This window comes from Carnobacterium sp. (assembly GCF_040274425.1).
The window spans coordinates 1-4,044 of record NZ_JBEMBC010000141.1; the positions used below are offsets into that span (position 1 = coordinate 1).

Annotated in this window: 4 protein-coding genes; all 4 read left to right on the top strand. The window is 36.0% G+C overall.

Annotation, left to right across the window (positions count from 1 at the left end; all coding sequences use genetic code 11):
* Nucleotides 1-852 (top strand): ABC transporter permease (locus ABS911_RS14565; protein WP_350468159.1); only part of this gene is annotated, 852 nt, incomplete at its 5' end.
* Nucleotides 852-1,901: an oligopeptide ABC transporter permease gene (gene opp3C / locus ABS911_RS14570; RefSeq protein WP_350468160.1), complete on the top strand. Its 1,050-nt coding sequence runs from the start codon at nt 852-854 to the stop codon at nt 1,899-1,901. The genes ABS911_RS14565 and opp3C, both read left to right, overlap by 1 nt.
* Before the next feature lie 14 nt (nt 1,902-1,915).
* Nucleotides 1,916-3,001 (top strand): ABC transporter ATP-binding protein, encoded by a 1,086-nt coding sequence (locus ABS911_RS14575; protein WP_350468161.1) that lies wholly within the window; start codon nt 1,916-1,918, stop codon nt 2,999-3,001.
* Between the two features lies 1 nt (nt 3,002).
* On the top strand, nt 3,003-3,944 hold the full coding sequence (locus tag ABS911_RS14580) for an ABC transporter ATP-binding protein (RefSeq protein WP_350468162.1): 942 nt from the start codon (nt 3,003-3,005) through the stop codon (nt 3,942-3,944).
* Nucleotides 3,945-4,044 lie beyond the last annotated feature (100 nt).

Sequence of the window (4,044 nt, forward strand, 5' to 3'; positions counted from 1 at the left end):
TTACCAGGTACTCCATATAGTAACCAGGATAAACTTTCAGAAGAACAAATCTATATTATGAATGAACAATATGGATTAAATGAACCGGTTGCGGTTCAGTATTTAGTGTACATCGGTGGATTGCTTAAAGGGGATTTAGGAACATCATTCCAATTTAACAATACTCCTGTAACAAAACTGTTATCTACGCGTATAGGGCCATCCTTGCAGCTAGGTATTCAAGCAGTAGCACTTGGGACAATACTAGGTATTGTTTTAGGAGTAATCGCAGCAATGTATCAAAACACATGGATTGATACATTAGCAACATTTTCAGCAATTTTAGGTAGATCTATTCCTAACTTTGTTATTGCAGTATTATTGCAACTTATTTTTGGAGTATATCTACAATGGTTCCCAATCGCTTTATGGGATGGCGGATTCAGTTCATCTGTTTTGCCTACATTAGCTTTAACGATATCTCCGCTAGCCGATTCTGCTCGTTTTATTAGAACAGAAATGGTAGATGTATTAAGTAGTGATTATGTTGAATTGGCAAGAGCCAAAGGGTTAAGCAGATGGACAGTAGCATTTAAACATGGTGTTCGTAATGCATTGATACCATTAGTTACGATCTTAGGGCCTATGGCAGTTGGTTTAATGACGGGTTCAATGGTTGTAGAAAATATCTATGCTATTCCAGGAATTGGAGAACAATTCGTTAAATCAATTATGACAAATGATTACCCCACTATTATGGGTGTAACCATTCTTTATTCTGCTATGCTAGTATTTATTATTTTAGTTGTAGATATTCTATACGGAGTAATTGATCCACGTATTCGTGTTTCTAATGAAGGAGGGGACAAATAATGCATAACCAAGAGAATACTCCTGTTGCAGATGAACTAAAGAATCTGTCTCCTGACATGTTTGCTCCAGCGTCTGAGTCAAGTGTTCAAGATAACGAAAAAATTGCAGCACCTTCATTAAGTTTTATTCAAGACTCATGGAGAAGATTGAAAAAAAATAAAGCAGCTGTCGTTAGTCTGATTGTTCTGACAATTATGATTATTCTTACAATTGCAGCTCCACTTGTTGCACCGCATGATCCAAATGTTCAAACAGTAGAGTTTGCAAGCTTACCTCCTAAAATTCCTGGAATTGGAATTGATGGGTTAAATGGAACTCAAGCAGTTGGCGACACACGCGTCGATAAATATGCTGAAAAAGGCGTTCCTGAAGGCCAGTACTATATTTTAGGTACAGACAGTTTAGGACGTGATTTACTTTCGCGTATTCTTTATGGAACTCGAGTTTCCTTAATAATTGCATTTGTTGCAGCATTTTTTGACTTAACGATAGGTGTAACTTATGGTTTAGTTTCAGGATGGTGTGGCGGAAAAATTGATAACTTCATGCAACGTGTTTTAGAAATATTATCAGGAGTTCCTAACTTAGTAGTAGTTATCTTAATGCTCTTGGTTTTAGATCCAGGTATTATGTCTATTATTATTGCTCTAGCTATTACTGGGTGGATCTCAATGGCCAGGGTAGTTCGTGCACAAACGTTAAAATTGAAAAATCAAGAGTATATTTTAGCAGCCCGCACTTTGGGTGAATCTTCAATTAAAATAGCATTTAAACATCTAATTCCAAATTTATCAGGTGTTATCATTATTCAAACCATGTTCTCAATTCCGTCTGCTATTTTCTTCGAGGCATTCTTGAGCTTCATCGGTATAGGTATTCCTGCACCAACAGCTTCATTAGGAACATTGATTAATGATGGATACAAAACATTCCGCTTCTTACCTCATTTAATGTGGTATCCAGCAGCAGTTATTTGTATTTTAATGATTTCATTTAACTTGTTAGCAGATGGTTTGCGTGATGCATTTGATCCAAAAATGAAAGATTAGCGAGGTGAAAATGAATGAGTAATGTATTAGAAGTTAAAGATTTAGAAATAACATTCGACACCTATGCTGGTAAAGTAAAAGCTATCCGTGGTGTCAGTTTTGATTTGAAAAAAGGCGAAACATTAGCTATCGTAGGGGAATCCGGTTCTGGAAAATCTGTTACTACTCGTAGTATTATGCGTTTGCTGTCACAAAATGCAAATATTGAAAATGGAGAAATCCTTTTTAATGGTGAAGATCTTATAAAAAAATCTGAAAAAGAAATGCAAGCTATTCGTGGTAAAGAAATTGCGATGATTTTTCAAGATCCTATGACATCTCTTAATCCAACAATGACTATTGGAAAACAAATTTCTGAACCTATTCGTTTACATCAAAAATTAAACAAAGAAGATGCAGGTAAAAGAGCGTTAGAATTATTAAATTTAGTTGGTTTACCAGATGCAGAAAGACGTATGAAACAATACCCTCACCAATTTTCTGGTGGGCAAAGACAACGTATTGTTATTGCGATCGCTCTTGCATGTAATCCTGAGGTGCTAATTGCTGATGAACCAACAACAGCTTTAGACGTAACGATTCAAGCGCAAATCTTAGATCTTATGAAAGAACTACAAAAGAAAATTGCAACTTCTATTATTTTCATTACACATGATTTAGGTGTAGTAGCTAACGTTGCAGATCGTGTTGCAGTTATGTATGCAGGTAAAATTATAGAAATTGGAACAGTGGATGAAATTTTTTACAATCCTCAACACCCATATACATGGGGACTGATCAGTTCTATGCCTACCTTAGAAATTACTGAAACACTTTATGCTATCCCAGGGACACCACCAGATTTATTGGACCCACCAAAAGGGGATGCTTTTGCTCCACGAAACGCATTTGCAATGAAAATTGATACAGAATTAGAACCGCCATACTTTAAAGTTTCTGAAACGCATCTAGCTGCAACGTGGTTACTACATCCCGATGCACCTGCCGTTGAACCACCACCAGAAATTAAAGCACGTCAAAAAATTTATGAAGAAAAGTTTGCCCCACTTCATGCATCTTTAAAAAATGCTAAGACTGAAGTCAAAGGAGGGGTAAACTAATATGGAAAATAGAGAAAAGATTTTAGAAGTTAGAGGTCTAAAACAATACTTCAACAAAGGAACAAAAAATGAAGTTCGTGCCGTAGATGATGTTACTTTTGACATCTATAAAGGTGAAACTTTTGGTTTAGTTGGTGAATCTGGTTCAGGTAAATCAACAACCGGTCGTTCAATCATTCGATTGTATGATCCAACCTCTGGAGAAATTGATTTTGAAGGTACCAAAGTTCATGATATTTCTGGTAAAAAAGATATGTTGAAATTCAGAAGAGAAATGCAAATGATTTTCCAAGATCCATATGCATCATTGAATCCGAAAATGAAAGTTCGCGATATTATCGCAGAAGGTATCGATATTCATGGTTTAGCTACTTCTACGGAAGACAGAAACAATCAAGTAAATGAACTTCTAAAAACAGTTGGTTTAAACCCAGACCATGCTTCTCGCTACCCACATGAGTTTTCAGGTGGTCAAAGACAACGTATTGGGATTGCAAGAGCTCTTGCAGTTAAGCCTAAGTTTATCATTGCTGATGAACCGATTTCTGCATTGGATGTGTCAATTCAAGCGCAAGTTGTCAATTTATTAATGGAATTGCAAAAAACTCAAGAATTAACGTTCTTATTTATTGCCCATGATTTATCGATGGTTAAATACATCAGTGATCGTATTGGTGTAATGAATACCGGTAAATTACTTGAATTAGCACCTGCTGATGAAGTGTACAATACTCCGTTGCATCCTTATACAGAAAGTTTATTGTCTGCTGTACCTTTACCAGATCCTGAATATGAGCGTAATCGTGTGCGTACTCCATATATTCCTCGTGAATCAAATGGAGAACCTGAAGAGTTACGTGAAATTTCTCCAGGACATTATGTTTACTGTAGAGAATCTGATGTAGCTGCTTTAAAAGAAAAGAAAGCAAGCTACGCCAAATAATTGAGTAAAAGCTATAAAGAAGATGAACTGGTCCCTGTCAAGTAGACAGTGTAAAAAATAAAAACATATTTGTTTTAGACTTATGCTATGTGCATAAGTC

Bases quoted from the DNA above. Each gene is read 5' to 3' on its own strand.
- ABS911_RS14575 (WP_350468161.1), top strand. From the start codon at position 1,916: ATGAGTAATGTATTAGAAGTTAAAGATTTAGAAATAACATTCGACACC.
- opp3C (WP_350468160.1), top strand. From the start codon at position 852: ATGCATAACCAAGAGAATACTCCTGTTGCAGATGAACTAAAGAATCTG.
- ABS911_RS14580 (WP_350468162.1), top strand. From the start codon at position 3,003: ATGGAAAATAGAGAAAAGATTTTAGAAGTTAGAGGTCTAAAACAATAC.